The sequence below is a fragment of the Myxococcus stipitatus DSM 14675 genome (genome assembly GCF_000331735.1).
In the GTDB taxonomy this organism is placed as follows: Bacteria; Myxococcota; Myxococcia; order Myxococcales; family Myxococcaceae; genus Myxococcus; species Myxococcus stipitatus.
The window spans coordinates 10,140,438-10,156,212 of sequence record NC_020126.1; the positions used below are offsets into that span (position 1 = coordinate 10,140,438).

The 15,775-nt window shown below is 69.5% G+C and carries 15 protein-coding genes; 4 read left to right on the forward strand and 11 right to left on the reverse strand.

All coding sequences use genetic code 11. From position 1 onward, the window contains the following. Window positions 1-2 precede the first annotated feature (2 nt). Together MYSTI_RS39460 and MYSTI_RS43520 are read right to left on the reverse strand one after the other, a co-directional pair. The gene (locus MYSTI_RS39460; RefSeq protein WP_015353483.1) at window positions 3-224 is read right to left on the reverse strand and encodes a hypothetical protein; all 222 of its coding nucleotides are present in this window, start codon (window positions 222-224) and stop codon (window positions 3-5) included. Window positions 225-290: 66 nt separating this feature from the next. Beyond that, window positions 291-1,250, reverse strand: coding sequence for a hypothetical protein (locus tag MYSTI_RS43520; protein WP_144370236.1), 960 nt, complete (start codon window positions 1,248-1,250; stop codon window positions 291-293). A gap of 177 nt (window positions 1,251-1,427) precedes the next feature. On the opposite strand from MYSTI_RS43520, the gene MYSTI_RS39470 reads away from it, so the two are divergent. Beyond that, a complete protein-coding gene (locus tag MYSTI_RS39470) occupies window positions 1,428-2,711 on the forward strand; it encodes a hypothetical protein (RefSeq protein ID WP_015353485.1) in 1,284 nt (427 codons plus the stop codon). Between the two features lie 12 nt (window positions 2,712-2,723). Here the strand turns inward: MYSTI_RS39470 and mltA are convergent, their stop codons facing one another. From mltA to MYSTI_RS39485, 3 genes are all read right to left on the reverse strand, one after another. Then, window positions 2,724-3,932 (reverse strand): murein transglycosylase A, encoded by a 1,209-nt coding sequence (gene mltA / locus MYSTI_RS39475; protein WP_015353486.1) that lies wholly within the window; start codon window positions 3,930-3,932, stop codon window positions 2,724-2,726. Window positions 3,933-4,124: 192 nt separating this feature from the next. After that, window positions 4,125-5,492: an amidohydrolase family protein gene (locus MYSTI_RS39480; RefSeq protein ID WP_015353487.1), complete on the reverse strand. Its 1,368-nt coding sequence runs from the start codon at window positions 5,490-5,492 to the stop codon at window positions 4,125-4,127. 133 nt (window positions 5,493-5,625) lie between these two features. Further along, window positions 5,626-6,717: an isopenicillin N synthase family oxygenase gene (locus MYSTI_RS39485; RefSeq protein ID WP_015353488.1), complete on the reverse strand. Its 1,092-nt coding sequence runs from the start codon at window positions 6,715-6,717 to the stop codon at window positions 5,626-5,628. Window positions 6,718-6,955: 238 nt separating this feature from the next. Between MYSTI_RS39485 and MYSTI_RS39490 the strand changes: the two genes are divergently transcribed. Continuing rightward, complete coding sequence (locus MYSTI_RS39490; protein ID WP_015353489.1) at window positions 6,956-7,912, forward strand: lipase family protein; 957 nt, start codon at window positions 6,956-6,958, stop codon at window positions 7,910-7,912. Window positions 7,913-7,921: 9 nt separating this feature from the next. Here the strand turns inward: MYSTI_RS39490 and MYSTI_RS39495 are convergent, their stop codons facing one another. The 3 genes from MYSTI_RS39495 to MYSTI_RS39505 all read right to left on the reverse strand — a co-directional run bounded on the left by MYSTI_RS39495 (window position 7,922) and on the right by MYSTI_RS39505 (window position 10,338). Beyond that, a complete protein-coding gene (locus tag MYSTI_RS39495; protein ID WP_015353490.1) occupies window positions 7,922-8,497 on the reverse strand; it encodes a hypothetical protein in 576 nt (191 codons plus the stop codon). A gap of 53 nt (window positions 8,498-8,550) precedes the next feature. Further along, window positions 8,551-9,372 (reverse strand): SDR family oxidoreductase, encoded by an 822-nt coding sequence (locus MYSTI_RS39500; protein WP_015353491.1) that lies wholly within the window; start codon window positions 9,370-9,372, stop codon window positions 8,551-8,553. Between the two features lie 75 nt (window positions 9,373-9,447). Beyond that, complete coding sequence (locus tag MYSTI_RS39505; RefSeq protein ID WP_015353492.1) at window positions 9,448-10,338, reverse strand: LysR family transcriptional regulator; 891 nt, start codon at window positions 10,336-10,338, stop codon at window positions 9,448-9,450. Between the two features lie 65 nt (window positions 10,339-10,403). Between MYSTI_RS39505 and MYSTI_RS39510 the strand changes: the two genes are divergently transcribed. Next, complete coding sequence (locus tag MYSTI_RS39510; RefSeq protein WP_044900991.1) at window positions 10,404-11,366, forward strand: MBL fold metallo-hydrolase; 963 nt, start codon at window positions 10,404-10,406, stop codon at window positions 11,364-11,366. Window positions 11,367-11,370: 4 nt separating this feature from the next. On the opposite strand, the gene MYSTI_RS39515 is transcribed toward MYSTI_RS39510, so the two are convergent. Together MYSTI_RS39515 and MYSTI_RS39520 are read right to left on the reverse strand one after the other, a co-directional pair. Then, window positions 11,371-12,381: an extracellular catalytic domain type 1 short-chain-length polyhydroxyalkanoate depolymerase gene (locus MYSTI_RS39515; RefSeq protein WP_015353494.1), complete on the reverse strand. Its 1,011-nt coding sequence runs from the start codon at window positions 12,379-12,381 to the stop codon at window positions 11,371-11,373. A 43-nt stretch (window positions 12,382-12,424) separates the two neighbouring features. Further along, window positions 12,425-13,243 (reverse strand): alpha/beta fold hydrolase, encoded by an 819-nt coding sequence (locus tag MYSTI_RS39520; protein WP_015353495.1) that lies wholly within the window; start codon window positions 13,241-13,243, stop codon window positions 12,425-12,427. A 71-nt stretch (window positions 13,244-13,314) separates the two neighbouring features. On the opposite strand from MYSTI_RS39520, the gene MYSTI_RS39525 reads away from it, so the two are divergent. Continuing rightward, complete coding sequence (locus MYSTI_RS39525) at window positions 13,315-13,959, forward strand: TetR/AcrR family transcriptional regulator (RefSeq protein WP_015353496.1); 645 nt, start codon at window positions 13,315-13,317, stop codon at window positions 13,957-13,959. A 4-nt stretch (window positions 13,960-13,963) separates the two neighbouring features. Here the strand turns inward: MYSTI_RS39525 and MYSTI_RS39530 are convergent, their stop codons facing one another. After that, window positions 13,964-15,691: a TPR end-of-group domain-containing protein gene (locus MYSTI_RS39530; RefSeq protein ID WP_015353497.1), complete on the reverse strand. Its 1,728-nt coding sequence runs from the start codon at window positions 15,689-15,691 to the stop codon at window positions 13,964-13,966. Window positions 15,692-15,775: the final 84 nt, after the last annotated feature.

Below are 15,775 nucleotides of genomic sequence, written 5' to 3' on the forward strand. Positions count from 1 at the left end.
TTTCAACCTGGGGGCGGGGACGCGGAGTCCTGGGGCTCGGCGAGCCCCAGGGCGCGGGCCCGCTCGGAGGACACGGCGGCACGCTCGCCTTCGCTCATCTCCGACCAGACCTCATCCAGGTCATCCAACACGGCGTCTTCCTCGGGCGAACCGCCCTGGGAGTCTCGCGCGCGAACATTCGACAGCTTGCGCAGCAATGCGCGGTATCGGTCAAAGGCCGTCATGACGGGAACCTCCTTCGGCGAGCGACGACGCACCTGAACGCGGGGGGCTGACGGGCCCCCCGGGGCTCACTCCCCGGCGTCCTCCTTGCGGAGCACCGCGATCTCCACCGTCTCGTGTTGCCCCACCATGTCCACCACCGCACGCACCCGGTCTCCCGGCCCCAGGTCACTGAGGTCGATGCGCTTGCCCGTGGTGCCCAGCACGAGCGTCCGTGAGCTCACGTCGAGCGTCAGGGCCGAGCCGTCCGATTGCGCGATGACGAGCTCCGGAGGAATCACCGAGCGCACCGTGCCGCGATAGGTGGCCGTGACTCTCGCGCGCCCCGAGGGACTCGCGGGCTGTGGCGCCTCCGCGGCGGGGGCTTGGGCGCCCGCGCCGCCTGTTCCGGTGTCCGCACCGCTCGCGGCTTGTGCTGCGGTGTCTTGTTCACTGGCGCTGCCTGTCCGCGACGAAGCGTCTTGTGCACGCGCTCCCCCCGTCTGCGAGGAGACGCCTCGAGCACTCGCGCCGCTTGTCTGCGACGAGGTTCCTTGCTCACTCGCATCGCTTGTCCGCGACGCGGTGCCTCGAGCGCCCGCTTCATCCCGCTGTGCCGCGGTGCCTTGCGCACCCGCCCCACCCGCCTTCGGCGAAGTGCCTTGAGCACCCGCGCCACCTGTCCCTTGTGACGAAGTGCCTCGCGCGAGATCCTGCGACATCACGCCTTGCGCACTCGCATCGCCTTCCCCCTGTGACGAAGTACCTTGAGCCGATGGCTCCGCGCGCTCGGAGTCCTTCACCTGCGCGCGCAGGCTCGCGACTTCCTTGCGGAGCTGGCGGACCTCCGCGCGCAGACCCGACACGCTGTTCCAGAGCTCGGACATCTCCGCGGGAGTCGTCTGTGCCGCCGGTGTGCTGTTGGACTTCGGCGCGACCTCCGCGTCGTTCGACTGCGCCTTCGCCGAGCACCCTCCCGCGCACAGCATCACCGAGAGACTCGCGACCACGAGCGCCATCCAGGCAAGCTTCCCAACCATGTGAGTCACGGCCCCTTTCCTCCACAAAGGTGGGGCCTGCCCCCTCATGGACAACCGGCGAAGCAGCGAGCAAGCGCCTCTGGGGTCAGCCACCCACACCGCTCATTCCGTTGCGGGGAATCCAGTGATAGGCCGTGTATCGTCAGCTTCGGGAGTTCGCCCATCGCCACGAAACCGCCACGGAATGTGTCCTCGGAGAAGTCTCACCAGGACTCGGCCTCTTCGACTCAGCCCCCGGCGGCAGTCGTCTCGCGCGCTCCCGCCGAGAAGAACACCGTCCGGGCCTCGGTGCCGCGCCTCGTGCCTCGCGGAACGCCGCTCGAGCAGAACCACTTCATCACCCAGGGCTACACCCGCTTCGCGCGGACGCTGCAAGCCCTGGTGGACCCAGACTTCCATCCGGAGCACGGCAGCCGGGCACGCCCGGGCTGGTTCACGTTCGCCATCCACGCCTCACACGAGGCGGGCAAGGGCATGCTCGGCGCGTCCATCGCCCGGCGCATCATCGACATGGCGCAGGGCGAGCTGCTGTCCAGCTCAGCGCAGGTGTACGACCGCGTGGGGCTGCACGGCAGCATGAGACAGGACGCGGAGACACTCTCCGGCGCGCTGGACGTGCAAGGGCTGCCACGTGAGGCGTCCGCCGCGCTCGGGGTGCTCTTGGGCGCGTTGAACCTGGAGCCGCTCGGAGACCCGCGCACGCTCGTGTCCACCGCGCATCGCTTCGCGCGACTCTTCTTCCAGGCACCGGGAATCCTCCCCCTCGACAAGGCGGAGGCGCTCACGCTCACCCTGGAGCGGATGCTCAACGCGGGCAACATCGCCATCTTCACGGACATCGGCAACGCGGCGGAGCAGTACCTCGCCTGGCGCCCCACCACGAGCGCCGTCACTCCGGAGCGCGTGCTCCAAGAGTTCACGTTGCCCGGGGCCAGCCCCGCGGAGTCCCGGCAGGCCTTCAGTGCGCTCCTCGACCGCGCACACCAGAACCCCGCGCCGTCCGACTTCGGTCGCATCTTCCCGGGCATGTCCAGCATGAGCCTGGTCGTGACAGCCTTCGCGCTCCTGGAGCGCGCCCGCCAGTGCCCAGGCCCCGACGCGCGAGACACCCTCATCACCGTGGCCAACAACTGCTTCGCCTGGCGCGAGCAGGTGGACGCGGTGCAGCCCGCCTTCACGCCCCCTTCGCTGCTGCCAGGGGAAGTCTCTCGTCCCGACCTCGCCCTGGTGATGACACCGTTGATGCGTCTGGGATTGGGCTCGGTGCTGTGGAAGTTCTCTGACTACGCGGCCACGCAGCAGGACAGGGACTACAACCCGCTCACGTCGAAGCCCACCGAATACAACTGGGCCCTGTTCCCCGACCGGTGGCCCGCGCTCCTCACCGCCTTCGAGCTGGGCTACCAGAACCCCGACGCCCTCTGGAAGCTGCCTCCGCCGCTCATCCGTCTGTCGCAGACGCCGAGCTGAGACCGTCGCGCGTCACGGCACCGCGACGACGGCGCGAGGCTTGGGCACGAGGAAGAACAGCCGCCCCTTCTGCTTCATCATGCCGGCGGCGAGCTCGGCCTCGGGGCCTCGGCCCCAGAAGACATCCACGCGCCCCGCGCCCCGGATGGCGCCTCCGGTGTCCTGGTTGAACATGAACCGGGCCAGCGGCTTCCACTGCACGGAGCCGTCCGCCATCTTCACGGGGTGGTCCGTCTGGATGAAGGCCAGTCCCCCCTTGGGGAACAGCCGCGCGTCCGTGGCGATGGAGCGCCCCGGTGTCACCTCGCGACCCAGGGAGCCCACGGCCGCGCCCGGCAGGAAGCGGAAGAAGACATAGGACTCGTTGTGGTCGAGCACTCGGTCCCGCTGCGTCGGGTTCGCCGCCAGCCACGCTCGCAGCGCCTGCATGGACATCTGCTCCTTCGGGATGGCGCCTTCCTGGATGAGCAACGAGCCGATGCTGCGATACGGCCGCCCGTTCGACGCGGCATACCCCACGCGCCGCTCCGTGCCGTCCACCAGCCGAAGCGTGCCGCTGCCCTGCACCTCCATGAAGAACAGCGCCACCGGGTCTCTCACCCACGCGAGCTCCAGCTTGCGCTGGCCCAGCTTGCCGCCGCGAATCGCCGACCGGTTCCAGTACGGCACCAGCCTCTTGCCCTCGAGCCGCCCGAAGACCTTCTCCGAGGCGAAGCGCTCCGCGAAGGGCTCCAGCGGAACCTCGATGAGGTCATCCGGCGCGGAGAGCACGGGGATGGAGTACTCCTCGCTCCGCGTCATGCTCCCATCGAGCACGGGCTCGTAGTAGCCCGTGAAGAGCACGGTGCCATCCTCACCTCCGGCGGACTCGAGCAAGTCGAACTCCGCGAGCACCGCCGTCGACACGTCTTGAGAGGACAGGCCATCGGTGAGTCGGTCCCGCAGTCGCTCGAGCGCGGCCACCAGCTCGCCCGCCGTCACCTCGCGAGGCCCGTAGACGAACCGGTGGTCCACCGGGCGGGTCCTCAGCCAGATGAGGCTCTCCCCGAGCGCCACCCGCAGCGACGCCACGCCTCCATCATCCACCAGCTTCGCGGTGTCCTGGAGCGCGACCAGTGCGTCCTGGGGCCGTGTCACCGCGGGCCGAGGAACCCGCGCGCAGGACGCACCGACAAGGAGCAGACACACCAGCCAGAGGCGTCGAGCGGACCAGGAGCGCATGACGTCCTAACTACTCCAGGCGGAGTCCCCGCGACACTTCCGCGCCCGACGGCACCACGGCCCCCAGATGCTCTCAGCCACGCACCGAAGTGCCAGGGCGTTCCGCCTCGAGCTGCAATCCGCTGGAGGAGCACCCGCGAAACGTCCACGCTCGACACGGCCCTCAAATGCTCTCAGCCACGCACCGCAAGCTCAGGGCGTTGGTGCCCCCGCCCGGCCTTCCGCGTCCCGCGCATCCACCACCACCTGTCCTCCCTTCATCACGAAGCGCACCTGTCGCAGCGCCGCGACGTCCTTCAGCGGATTCCCACCCACCGCCACCAGGTCCGCGAACTTCCCCACCTCCAACGTGCCCACCCTGTCCTGCATGCGAAGCAACTCCGCCGCGTTCGCCGTGGCCGCGCGAAGGACCTCCACCGGAGGCAGCCCCGCCTCGGCATACGCGCTGAGATAGCGCACCGTGGCCTCGCCACGCGTCCGGCCAGCCACTTCGACATAGACATCCGAGCCCGCCGCCACCCTCACCCCCGCGGCCACCGCCTTCCGCAGGCGCTCGTGTCCCTTCGTCACGAACTTCTGACACCGCGCCTTCATCGCGACCCGGGTCTCCTCGTCGCGCGCATCCGAGCCGAAGGTGTCGCACTCGCTCAACGGGCCATCGGTCGGCACCAGGAAGATGCGCTTGCGCGCCATCGGCGCCAGCACATCGTCGGGCAGCGAATACGCATGCTCGATGGAGTCCACCCCCGCCTCCACCGCCGAACGAATGCTCTCATCCCGGGTCGTGTGCGCCGCGACCGCGCGATTCCCTCGGTGGGCCTCCTCGACGATGGCCTTCAGCTCCTCCGTGGAGAGGACATTGTGCCCGTTGTCGACGATGACCTTGATGCAGTCCGCCCCGTCGTACACCGCCTGCCGGACGGCGCGCCGAGCCTCCTCCGCGCCCGTCACCGTGACGTACTCCTGCTCGATGAGCCCCTGCACCGCCGCCCCCTGGAGCCTCTGGAACTGGCCTCCCACGGGCGCGAGCGCCCGGGTACTCGCGGAGATGCGAGGCCCCACCACCCAGCCCCGCTGGATGGCATCGCGCAACGCCACATCCCCATTCACCCCGGAGTTGCCCAGGTCCCGCACCGTGGTGACACCGGACTCCAACACCTCACGCCCCAGCTTCGCCCCCAACAGCGCCCGCTCCGCCGTGCTCCTGCGCGCGACGTAGAGCTCCAAGCTCAACGACTCGCCCCCCTGCCCCGTCGCGAGGTTCGTCAGCAGGTGCGAATGGGCGTCGATGAGCCCCGGCAACAACGTGACATCCCCCAGGTCGAGCACACGCGTGCCCTTCGGAATGGACAGACTCGGGCCCACCGCCTGGATGCGTTGCCCTTGAACCAGCACCACCGCATCCGTCAGGGGCTTCGCGCTCCGGCCATCGAACAGCCGCGCCGCGCGCACCGCCAACAACACGGGCTCCGCGGCGTGACTCCCGAGAGGAAGCAGCAGGCCCCAGAGCCACAGGACCGCCGAGCACCTCCGCCATGAACACCAGGACCCCAGGGCCATTCGCGCACTCCCGAACCACGAGGAGCCCGAACGCTTCACCGCACCACTCCGCGAAGGCAAGCCTGGGAACCACCCACCGCCGCCGGTGCACGAGATGCTTGTCTTTCGACAGGCACCTCGCACAAGCCCCGCATCACCCGTAGGGGTTGTAGAACTTCGCGAACGTCGCGCGAGCGAAGTCCCCGAACGTCATCCCCGGCTTGAACGCACCCACGCGCAGCTCCTCCGCGTTCGTGCCCTCGGGGGGACGCAGGTGCTCCTCGTTGTCCGGCTGCATGAAGACGGCGAACGTGGAGCGGGAGATGTTGCGGCTCGCCGGGTGCGCCAGCGCCTGCACCGCGTGCGGCGTCGAGCGCAGCAGGCCGCCCGTGACAATCTGCGCGCTCTCGCCAATCTGGAACGCCAGACAGTCCTTCGGGATGACGACCTTGCGCTCCTCGCCGCCGCGCGTGCGCACGTACAGCCCCGCCTCCGGGTCCGGCACCGGGATGTCCTGCCGAGCCGGCTCCGCCGCCCCCAGCTCCGCGTCGAAGTACATCGCCGGGCACAGCGCCGTCAGCGAGCCGTGGTCACTGTGCCAGCCACACCACGAATCCCGGGTGCGCGGCGTCGCGTCCTCGTTGATGGCGAAGTAGTAGAGCAGCCGCGCCTTGCACGCACGCGACTCGCGGATGGTCCGCTCCAGCTGCGCATCCGGCGACAGCCTGTCTCCCATCCGAGCCTTCACGTACCGGTCGCACTGCGACGCCACCAGCAACCCCACCTCCACCATCTTCCGCCCCAGGGCCTGGAAGGCCGGGCGCAGCGCCGGGAAGTCCGCGTCCGGCCACACGTTGGGGAGGTAGTTCTCCGGGTACTTCTCCACCAGCGCCGCGTCCACCTGGGGCGCGTCGTACTGGGGATTGTTGTAGTAGGAGCCCTTGAACTCGTCGAACTGGCCCGGCTTCAGCACTTCCTTGCCGTGGCTCCAGCCAAACGAATAGCTGCTGCGAGCGTGGACGTAGCGGTCCTTCACCTCGTTGGGCAGCGCGGCGAACCGGAAGCCCAGCGGCAACAGCCCCTGCCGCAGCTCCACGAGCCCCGGGATGCCCCGCACCACCAGCAGGCCGATGCCGTCATAGCCATACGCGCGCTCGATGTCCGCGGACAGGTCCGCTCCATCCACCAGCTTCGCGTAATCGAGAACCACCACTCCGTCCTTCGCTCCAGCCACGTCGCTGCTCATCCCGAACGCCTCGTCTCTGCCCCGCGCCTTCCCACTCCAGGGCCATCGCGGAGGCCCCCAGCATAGCCGACTCCCGACACACCATGACGCCGTCGACACGTCGGGCGACACGTCGCACGAGGGCCGGGTCCCCACCGCCCACAGGGCGTCCCCCGAGACACCCAAGCAAGCATCCCCAGGCATGACCGATGCAACCGGGTGGTGCATCCCATCCCTCTCACGCAAGAAAGGAAGCACCATGGCGCTCACCACCGCGCAGCTGGGCATCACCCTCTCGGCCATCTCCTATCTGGGGCAGTTCGACACGAACTCCGGCCGCTACACCTTGATGAACAACGCCCTGGCCGCCACCACCACGGGCGGCTGGCAAATCGCCTGGGGCCCGGCGACGCAGGGCGAGGACCTGGTCTACGTCGCCGCCAACACCCAGGGCCAATACGCCGTCGTCGTGCGCGGCACGCTGTTCGACCGCATCGAGGACCTCCTCCAGGACAAGAACATCAACCCCCAGGAGGCCCTGCCTTTCAGCGCCCCCTCGTTCCCCTCCGACGCGGCCATCTCCAAGGGTGACGTGGAGGTCTGGACGAACGTCTCCAACATGTCCTCGTCCGTGGGGCCCGGCAGCGGAGCGCTCCTGCCCTTCCTCCAGGCGCTCCCGTCCGGGACGTCGCTGCTCGTCACCGGGCACAGCCTCGGCGGACAGGTGGCCACCGTGCTCGCGGTGTGGTTCCAGGCCGCGCTGACGAACGTGTCCGTGCAGCCCGTCACCTTCGCCGCGCCCACCGCGGGCAACCCCGCGTTCGCCACGGCCTACGACTCCACCTTCACCACGGCGGAGCGCTACTACAACTCCCTCGACGTGGTGCCTCGCGCGTGGACGCAGGACGGGCTGACCTCCATCCTGTCCCTCTACCCCGGCGGCCCGCAGTGCGGCCCCTTGTGCAAGGCGGCCGTCGATGGCGCGCTGAAGACGCTCGAGAAGAACCAGCTCGTCTACCAGCAGCCCGCCGCCGCGACGGAGCTGACCGGAGCGCTCTACCCCGAGAAGGGGCTCCTCGCCTTCGAGGACGAGGTCAACGACCAGCACCGCGCGCTCTACTACATGTCCCTGCTGGGCATCCCGCTCACGACCATCCAGTTGCTCAACAAGTCCTGGGCGCCGCCCCCGAGCCAGTCCCTGCGCTCGGTCGGGTGAGCCTCGGGCTCACTGGGACGGGTACGAGCCCTTCGTCTCCTCTCGACGTGCCCGCTCCGCGTCTTCCCGGGCCGCCTCCGCGCGGCTCAACGCATCCCGCTCGAGGCGGACCCGCTCCGTCTCTTTCGGAGCGTCCTCCACGAGCACGGGCGCGAGCTGCTCGAGGGTGCGCTTCAGCGAGGGAAACGCGACCCGGTCCTTGTCGACGAGGACCTGCCAGGGCTCCGACGGGGACTCCCGCACCAGGTCGAAGACGACGTCCTGCGTGCGCCGCTCCTCGGGCACCTTCACGCTGACGAAGTCGAGCCGCTCCGCGCCACACGGCCAGACACGCACCGACGACGAGGAGCCGTGACGCCCGCCTCGCACTCCATACTCCACCCGGCAGGCCGGAATGGGGCGCAGCCGAGCCTGAAGCTCCGCGAGGTCCTGGAGAGCGCCCACGTCCGTGCTCCCCGAAGAATCCCCTCGGAGCTGGCTGTACCCGATGACCGCCGCGGGAACCACCAGCGCCATGCCCAGGCCGATGAACAACGGCCAGGGGGCTCTGTTCGCGAGGGGAGGCTCGGGAGAGGTGTTCATCATCGTGAGCACCTCTCTTAGAACGCCTCGAGCCCGCGCGAAAACCCTCACCCCGCCTAGATGAAGTAGTCGGGGAACAGCTCCGCGCCGGGCACGGACTGATACTTGTCGAAGTCCGTGACGCCGTCGGCGCGCAGCACGTCCTCGTCGATGCAGAAGTGGCCCGTGAAGCTCCTGCTGGGCTTGGTGAGGATGGCGTGCGCGGCGTCCGCCATGATTTCAGGCTGCCGGCTGCCGCGAATCGTCTCGTCGCCGCCCAGCAGGTTCTGCACGGCCGCCGTCGCGATGACGGTGCGCGGCCACAGCGCGTTGACCGCGATGCCCTCCGAGCGGAACTCCTCCGCCATGCCCAGCACGCACATGCTCATGCCGTACTTCGCCATGGTGTAGGCCACGTGCGGACCGAACCAGCGCGCCTCCATGTTCAGCGGCGGCGAGTTGTTGAGGATGTGCGGGTTGCTCGACTTCTTGAGGTACGGCAGACACGCCTGCGAACAGGCGAAGGTGCCGCGCGTGTTGATGCCATGCATCAAGTCATAGCGCTTCATCGGCGTGTCTTCGGTGCCGGTGAGGCTGATGGCGCTCGCGTTGTTCACCAGGATGTCGATGCCGCCAAACTTCGCCACCGCCTGCGCCACCGCGGCGGCAATCTGGTCCTCGTACCGGATGTCCACCATGACGGGGAGCGCCTTGCCCCCCGCCTTCTCGATGTCCTCCGCGGCCGTGTAGATGGTGCCCGGCAGCTTGGGGTGCGGCTCCGTCGTCTTCGCCGCGATGACGATGTTCGCGCCGTCGCGCGCCGCGCGGAGGGCAATCGCCAGACCGATTCCTCGGCTGGCCCCGGTGATGAAAAGCGTCTTCCCCTTGAGTGTCGTCATGCCGCGCGTCTCCGTGGGTGGTGCCACATCCGTCTGCTCCAGATGCCCCGGGTATAGCGAGTCTTGGCCCTCGGGTCAGCGGCGCCGGACCCGCTCCAGCTCCTCCACCAGCAGCTCCGACACCTTCCGCACGCGGGGGATGTCCAGCGCCGACTTCGCGCACATGAGGTGGAGCGTCTGCTTCCCATGCGCCCCCAGGTCCACGTCCAGCGGTACCAGGCCCCGCTCTCGCTGCGTGCTGAAGCGGTGGGGGAAGTTCCCCAGCACCATCGCCCCCACGCCCGCCTCCACCGCCGCCACCATCACCAGGAAGTTGTCCGTGGTGAAGACCGGCGTGAAGCCCGGGATGAGGGCCGCGAGCTGGGGGTTGGGCGGCACCGACTCATAGGGAGGGGCCCACGCCACCCAGGGAAGCTGCTGGAGCGTGGGCCTCTTCGGCAGCTTCGCCTTGAGCGCCTTCGAGACGAACACCGCGTTCTCCAGCTCCAGCGTGTGGACACACGTGAGGTCCGCGTTCTTCGTCGCGACGCTCCGCAGCGCCAGGTCCGCCTCGCCCCGCCCCAGGTCCGCGTACTGGATGGTGGACTGCACCTCCAGCCGCAGTCCCGGGTACTTGCCCGACACGTGTCCCGCGAAGGGCGCCAGGAAGTCGAAGCTGAAGAAGGGGCTCGCCGTCACGCGTACCAGGCCCTTGGGGGTGGAGTCGCGCGACTCGGCCGCGCGCTGGAACTCGCCGGCCCACTCCGCCATCTTCCGCGCGGGCTGGAGCAGCCGCTCTCCCGCCGCCGTCAGCGCCGCGCCCTCCACGCTCCGGCGGAACAGCTTCGCCCCCACCTGGTACTCCAGCGCCGCCAGCTTCCGGCTCACCGTGGGCTGGCCGATGCGCAGCCGCGTCGCCGCCGCGCTGAAGCTGCCCGTCTCCGCGATGGCCAGGAACAGCCGCGCGTCATCCCAAGAGATATTCATGGATGCATGGCTCCATACCAAAATGGCCATTTCCCATGCACCTGGGCATCGCTACCTTGGCACCCATGAAGAACGCCAAGCGCCTCTTTCTCGCGGTCCTCGCCCTCGTCGCCCTCCCCGCCGCCGTCCTCGGTGTCGTCGGGGTCGAGCTCTCCTCGCACCCCCACCAGCCGTCCGCGCTCGGCGCCCCCAAGCCCCTGACGAACGACCTGCTCGCCACGCTGGGCGAGCCCGGCCCCGTGGAGCTGGAGACCATCAACTCCGCGGACTGGGCCGTGGAGCGCGGCGGCCTCATCAACCTGGACCACCCCACCGCGAAGGCCGCGGGCCTGACAGCGGAGGACGAGCCCATCCAGGTCTTCTTCCACGCCCTGCGCCACCCGACGAAGGGGCTCTTCATCGTCGACACCGGCGTCGAGTCCGCGCTGCGCACCGCCCCGGAGAAGGCGGCCGTGCACGGCATCGTCTCCAGCGCCTTGAAGCTGGAGGAGACCCTGAAGGTGCGTGAGCCCTTGGGCGAGTGGCTCGCGAAGCAGTCCCAGCCCCTGGCCGGCGTGTTCCTCACGCACCTGCACATGGACCACATCCTCGGCATGCGCGATGTGCCGGCCGGGACCCCTGTCTACTCAGGCCCTGGGGAGACGTCGCCCCGCGCGTTCCTCAACGTGCTCGTCAAGCCCGTCACGGACCGCTCCCTCGAGGGCAAGGCCCCCCTCTCCGAGTGGCCCTACCGCCCGGAGACGAGCGGCCCCTTCGAGGCCGCGGTGGACATCTTCGGCGACGGCACCGTGTGGGCCCTCTCGGTGCCGGGGCACACGCCGGGCAGCACCGCGTACCTGGTGCGCTCCACGAAGGGCCCCGTGCTGCTGATGGGAGATGCGAGCCACACGCGCTGGGGCTGGGAGCACGACGTGGAGCCCGGCACCTTCACCGCGGACGCCCCCCGAGGCATCGAGAGCTTCAAGAAGCTGCGCGCCTTCGCCCAGGCGCACCCCGAAGTCGAGGTGCGCATGGGCCACCAGCACTGAATGCCTACGGCACGTCCAGCGCGTGCTGCTTGAAGAAGTCCCACATGAGCGTGGTGGCATCCGGGCCGGAGGGGTCCGCGAAGGGATAGCGCGAGTCACCGCCGGGCCACGCGTGGTCCATCCCGTGAATCTCGTACTTGCGCGCCACCAGCTCGCCCCCGCGGACGTAGTCCTTCACGGTGTAGCTGCGTCCACCCGGCACCGTGAAGGAGCGGGTGCTCGTGGGCGTCCCGGGGATGCTGTCGTTGGCCACCCCGTCGTCGCCGTAGTCGCTCGTCTGGAGGAACTGCTTCACCGCCTGCTCCCCGTTGAGCGGATTCACCACGCTGTCCTCGGTGCCGTGCATGACGAGCACTGGCACCGTGCGGCGCGGACGCCCCGAGCACACCCACGCGTCCTTGCCCCGGTCATCGGGCGAGTAGATGCTGCCGAAGAGCATGGAGAACGCCGTGCCGGACACCGTGGTCGCGGCCTTGTACATGGCCCCCGCGCCCACCATGCCGGCGGCGAACACGTCCGAGTAGCACGCCATCAGCGTGCCGGTGAGCACCCCGCCCGCGGACACGCCCCCCACGTACACGCGCCGCGAGTCCACCGCGTAGCGCTGCTTCACCAGGTCCACCATGCCCACGATGAGCGATGGCTCCCCCGTGCCCCGCTCCTGGTTCATGCCCAGCATGAAGTTCCAGCACTGCGTCGCGTTCGCGAAGGTGGCCTGGTTCGGATAGAGGACCAGGAAGCCCTCCGCGTCCGCCTTCTCGTTGAGGCGAGTCAGCCCCGCGAACTGGTCCGGGTTCTGGAGGCAGCCGTGAAGCGCCACCAGCAGGGGTCGCGGTGTCATGGAGTCGTAGCCCGTGGGCACCCAGACCTGGAACCCGCGCACCCCCCATGCACCCACATGGTTGCCATGGACCCATTCGCCGGCATAGGCGGGAGTCCCCGTGGAGAGCGCCAGCAGCCCCGCCAGAAGACACAACGCCCTCGAGAGCACGACACCTCGTCGCTTCATCGACATCGTTCAGCCTCCTCGGTTTTGGAGCTCGGGTCCGCGCGGCCGCTCAGGCGCCCAGCGCGCTGTCCTGGGCCGACCCCGCGTCGACCGTGCGGAGGAAGTCCTCCACGGCGTCGGTGAGCGGCCCTGGCTGGTCCAGCGGCGCGGCATGGCCGGAGTCCGTCAGGACATGGAGGCGCGCGTGGGGGAGCAGGTCGACATAGGCCTGCTTCGCGGAGAGCGGCGTGTAGTCGCGCTCGGAATGGACCGCCAGCACCGGGCAGCGGATGTCGGGCAGCCGCGCCATGACGCTCCACCCCAGCAGCCCCAGCGTCGCGCGCCGGTACGCATCCGGGTCATTGGCGGAGATGCCCGTGAGGACCCGCTCGCGCAGCGCGGCCTGCTCCGGCTTGGGGAACAGCCTGGGCGCCAGCATCTTCGCCAGCCCCTTCGGCCCCAGCAGGCGCAGCAGCACCCGGCGAACGGTGAACTCGAACTTCCGCTTCAGCGTCCTCGCGACCACTTCCGGGCCGCTGTTGACGATGACCAGGCTGCGCACCAGGTCCGGCCGGTCCAGGGCGAGCTGGAACCCCATCATCCCACCCATCGACAGCCCGACGACGTGCACCCGTGTCAGCCCCAGGGCGTCACACAGGCCCGCGATGTCCCGGGCAAAGAGGGGAACCCCGTAAGCGCCTGGCGGCTTGCTGCTCCGGCCGTGTCCCCGCGCGTCCGGAACAATCAGTCGGTAACCGTTTGCCAGCCTCGGGATTACCCACTCCCAGTCGCCCCCGGAGGAACCAAGCCCGTGAAGCAGCAACACCGGAATGCCCTGACCCGCCTCTTCGTAGTGAAGGGAGACCCCGTCGAGCTGAAGTGTGGACATTCTCGGACTCCCGGTACGGAAGTGGATGTCAGCAACCTAGTAGAACGAACGCTCGTTCAGCAAGAACCCACATGAGCCCATCCAACCGATCCCGGCTCCGCGCCCACCCAGCGAGCCTCCCGCCCTCTACTTCCTCGGACGGTACCCGGCGCCGAATCCTGGAGACCGCCCTCCAGCTGTTCGCGAGCCGCGGCTACCACGACACCTCCATCCGGGACCTGGCCAAGGTGCTGGAATTGCAGCCCAGCGCCCTCTACGCGCACTTCGCCTCCAAGGAGCACGTGCTCGCGGAGCTGGTGCGCATCGGCCATGAGGCCCACCACGAAGCGCTCCAGGCGGCGCTGAAGGACGCGGAGCCGGAGCCTCGGCAGCAGGTCCGGGCGCTGGTGCGCGCCCACACCCGCACCCACGCCACCCACCCGCAGCTCGCGGTGGTGGTGAACGAGGAGCTGTACGCCCTGACGCCGGAGCTGGCCGCGCCGGCCATCGCCCTGCGGGACAAGTCCACCGAGCTGCTGGCGGAGGTCATCGAGCGGGGCATGGCCCAGAAGTGCTTCGCCCCCCCGCACCCGCGCGTCACCGCCGCCGCCATCTCCGCGATGGGGGTGAGGCTGCCCTACTGGTACGACCAGGGCAGCACGCTCGACGTGGACACCCTCGCGGAGGCCCACGCGGAGCTGGCGCTGCGGATGTTGTGCGGGGACCTGGCGCGCTGAGGGCTCATGGGCTGGAGGCGGGGGGACTCGGGTCCTCCGCCTCCCGCTTCAGCTCCTCCAGCGAGGGGAGCCGCCACTTCTCGCGCTCCGCGTCCGTCGTCTTCGGGTCCACCGGGTAGAGCCGCCACTGCCCCTCCACCTGGTGGCGCTGGGTGCCGAAGCGCTGGGGCTTTCCTCGCGCCTTCAGCTCGCGGTCCTCGGCCGTGGCGGCGAGCATGGGGGCATCCAGGTCCTCGTCATCCATCGCCATCGCCCGGGCCGCCAGCTCGCGCGCCTTCCTCGCGTCCTCGACGCTGTTGCCCAGCAAGAAGACATGGGTGGCCAGGAGGTAGTCCGTGGCGCTGGGGGATTTCCCCTTCCCGGGCTCCAGCATCCGGAGCACCTCCGCGCGGCGCTTCTCGGAGCGGGGGACGACCTGGGCCTCGTCGATGGGCAGTCCCTCCTCCGCGCCATACCAGTCGTTCTGCTCCTCCAGCATGAGGTCCACGAGCTTGGGATTTCCGCCCGTGAGGACCCACGGGTGCTTCAAGTTGAAGCGCACCTGCTCGAGCTTCGCCCGCCACGAGGGGGACGGCCGCAGGATGGCGAGGTCCGGGTCCCGCTGCATGTGGAACCAGTCATCGTGCTTGAGGTCGCCCGCCCAGCGGAGCATGGAGAAGGCCGCGTCCGTGTCCTTCCCCAAGGCATGACAGCAGGCGGCGTTGTACGCGTCCTGTCCTTGCTCCGGAGACTCCACTCGGGAGGCTTCTTCGTAGAGGCGCCCGCAGTCCGCGTACCGCCGGGCCTTGTAGGCCGCTTCCGCCCGCGCACGAAGCTCCGCCGCGCTCGCCTCGGTGGCGACCTTCTTGCGCCGGTACATCTCCTCCACCGCGGGCCGTGACGCGGTGAGGGCCCCGACATGGAAGACGCCGTGAAAGCCCTCCGCGTCGGGTGAGGCCTCGAGCCGCACAAAGGGACTCGCCCCCCGACCTGTTCCCGGAATCAAGTGCACCTCGCAGACGTCCGCCTCGAGGCACCCCCAGAAGGACCCTCCCGTATGGCTGAGGCGCAGCGCCGTCATGGGCCGCTTCGCCTGGGCGAGGTGCCAGCCCATGGAGCGGAACTCCGCGTCCGTGGGCAGGCCCTTCGCCGTCCGGGCGAAGACGCGGTTGGAGAGCAGCAACGTCAGCGCGCCAGGGCTCGCATCCACGACGGCCTGGACCTTCCGGGCCTGCGTGGACATCCGCTCCGCGGAGGGCGTGTCGAGCGTGTTGTAGGCGAAGACCTCGAGCGGCGCCTTCGAGCGGCGCAGCTCGCGCAGGCGACGCAGCAGCTGATACATCGCCTCGCTGGCCGCGCCCTTCCAGTAGCGAGTCGTGCTCCCCCAGAACCATCCACGGGGCATGGCCGCGGGGCCATCCGGGACGTCCCCCGCGGCCAGGAAGTCCTCCAGGTCGCGCTGGTCCTCCATCGGGAGGAGGAGCCCCACGCGAACCGGCACCCCCTGGGCGAGGGCTTGACAGACGACCTCGCCCAGGAAGCGGGGCGACTGCGCGGTGCCGGACAGCTCCGCGAACACCACCAGGGAGTCAGGCTTGAGCAGGGCCTCGACGCCCGGAGCCATCGCGCCACAGGCCCCCTTCTTCGCCGCGCCCGGAGCAGGAGCCCCGGCCGACACGGAAGGCACACCCCACAGCAGGAGGAAGCCCCAGACGGCGAGACTCGCGACGCGAAGACCCCGGGAATGACTCATGTCCCTGTCATACGAAGCCACGCGAGACTTGTCGCAGGGCGGGCTCGACACACGAGGCCCCGGAGGGCGCGTCGAGCGCGGGGA

Coding starts and splice junctions, on each gene's coding strand:
- MYSTI_RS39480 (WP_015353487.1), bottom strand. CDS start 5,492: ATGGCCCTGGGGTCCTGGTGTTCATGGCGGAGGTGCTCGGCGGTCCTG.
- MYSTI_RS39520 (WP_015353495.1), bottom strand. CDS start 13,243: ATGTCCACACTTCAGCTCGACGGGGTCTCCCTTCACTACGAAGAGGCG.
- MYSTI_RS39510 (WP_044900991.1), top strand. CDS start 10,404: ATGAAGAACGCCAAGCGCCTCTTTCTCGCGGTCCTCGCCCTCGTCGCC.
- MYSTI_RS39500 (WP_015353491.1), bottom strand. CDS start 9,372: ATGACGACACTCAAGGGGAAGACGCTTTTCATCACCGGGGCCAGCCGA.
- MYSTI_RS39530 (WP_015353497.1), bottom strand. CDS start 15,691: ATGAGTCATTCCCGGGGTCTTCGCGTCGCGAGTCTCGCCGTCTGGGGC.
- MYSTI_RS39525 (WP_015353496.1), top strand. CDS start 13,315: ATGAGCCCATCCAACCGATCCCGGCTCCGCGCCCACCCAGCGAGCCTC.
- MYSTI_RS39485 (WP_015353488.1), bottom strand. CDS start 6,717: ATGAGCAGCGACGTGGCTGGAGCGAAGGACGGAGTGGTGGTTCTCGAT.
- MYSTI_RS39490 (WP_015353489.1), top strand. CDS start 6,956: ATGGCGCTCACCACCGCGCAGCTGGGCATCACCCTCTCGGCCATCTCC.
- MYSTI_RS39495 (WP_015353490.1), bottom strand. CDS start 8,497: ATGATGAACACCTCTCCCGAGCCTCCCCTCGCGAACAGAGCCCCCTGG.
- MYSTI_RS39505 (WP_015353492.1), bottom strand. CDS start 10,338: ATGAATATCTCTTGGGATGACGCGCGGCTGTTCCTGGCCATCGCGGAG.
- mltA (WP_015353486.1), bottom strand. CDS start 3,932: ATGCGCTCCTGGTCCGCTCGACGCCTCTGGCTGGTGTGTCTGCTCCTT.
- MYSTI_RS39460 (WP_015353483.1), bottom strand. CDS start 224: ATGACGGCCTTTGACCGATACCGCGCATTGCTGCGCAAGCTGTCGAAT.
- MYSTI_RS39515 (WP_015353494.1), bottom strand. CDS start 12,381: ATGTCGATGAAGCGACGAGGTGTCGTGCTCTCGAGGGCGTTGTGTCTT.